This window comes from Streptomyces griseoflavus (assembly GCF_014649995.1).
GTDB lineage: Bacteria > Actinomycetota > Actinomycetes > Streptomycetales > Streptomycetaceae > Streptomyces > Streptomyces griseoflavus.
Window position 1 is genome coordinate 500 of sequence record NZ_BMUC01000012.1, and the last position, 1,307, is coordinate 1,806.

General features: G+C 57.4%; 1 rRNA gene (cut by both window edges). It reads left to right on the forward strand.

Going from position 1 to position 1,307, the window contains the following annotated elements:
* A 23S ribosomal RNA gene (locus IE172_RS23550) occupies positions 1–1,307 on the forward strand (it extends past both window edges: 450 nt to the left, 1,426 nt to the right).

Genomic DNA, 1,307 nt, shown 5'->3' on the forward strand with positions numbered 1-1,307 from the left:
ACATCAGCGGCTCGTTTGAGAGACACCCAAGTAGCACGGGGCCCGAGAAATCCCGTGTGAATCTGGCGGGACCACCCGCTAAGCCTAAATATTCCCTGGTGACCGATAGCGGATAGTACCGTGAGGGAATGGTGAAAAGTACCCCGGGAGGGGAGTGAAATAGTACCTGAAACCGTGTGCCTACAAGCCGTGGGAGCGTCGCGCAAGGACTTGTCCTTGCGTCGTGACTGCGTGCCTTTTGAAGAATGAGCCTGCGAGTTTGCGGTGTGTTGCGAGGTTAACCCGAGTGGGGAAGCCGTAGCGAAAGCGAGTCCGAACAGGGCGATATAGTAGCGCGCTCAAGACCCGAAGCGGAGTGATCTAGCCATGGGCAGGTTGAAGCGGAGGTAAGACTTCGTGGAGGACCGAACCCACCAGGGTTGAAAACCTGGGGGATGACCTGTGGTTAGGGGTGAAAGGCCAATCAAACTCCGTGATAGCTGGTTCTCCCCGAAATGCATTTAGGTGCAGCGTCGTGTGTTTCTTGCCGGAGGTAGAGCACTGGATAGGCGATGGGCCCTACCGGGTTACTGACCTTAGCCAAACTCCGAATGCCGGTAAGTGAGAGCGCGGCAGTGAGACTGTGGGGGATAAGCTCCATGGTCGAGAGGGAAACAGCCCAGAGCATCGACTAAGGCCCCTAAGCGTACGCTAAGTGGGAAAGGATGTGGAGTCGCACAGACAACCAGGAGGTTGGCTTAGAAGCAGCCACCCTTGAAAGAGTGCGTAATAGCTCACTGGTCTAGTGATTCCGCGCCGACAATGTAGCGGGGCTCAAGCGTACCGCCGAAGTCGTGTCATTGCAGCGTGAAGCCCCAACGGGTGCTGTGATGGGTAGGGGAGCGTCGTGTGCCGGGTGAAGCAGCCGCGGAAGCGAGTTGTGGACGGTTCACGAGTGAGAATGCAGGCATGAGTAGCGATTCACACGTGAGAAACGTGTGCGCCGATTGACTAAGGGTTCCTGGGTCAAGCTGATCTGCCCAGGGTAAGTCGGGACCTAAGGCGAGGCCGACAGGCGTAGTCGATGGATAACCGGTTGATATTCCGGTACCCGCTGTGAAGCGTCAAACATCGAATCCAGTGATGCTAAGGCCGTGAAGCCGCCCCTGATCTCTTCGGAGTGATGGGGAGTGGTGGAGCCGCCGGCCCAAGTTGGTAGTAGGTGAGTGATGGGGTGACGCAGGAAGGTAGTCCATCCCGGGCGGTGGTTGTCCCGGGGTAAGGGTGTAGGACGTCAGGTAGGTAAATCCGCCTGGCACATAGTCTGA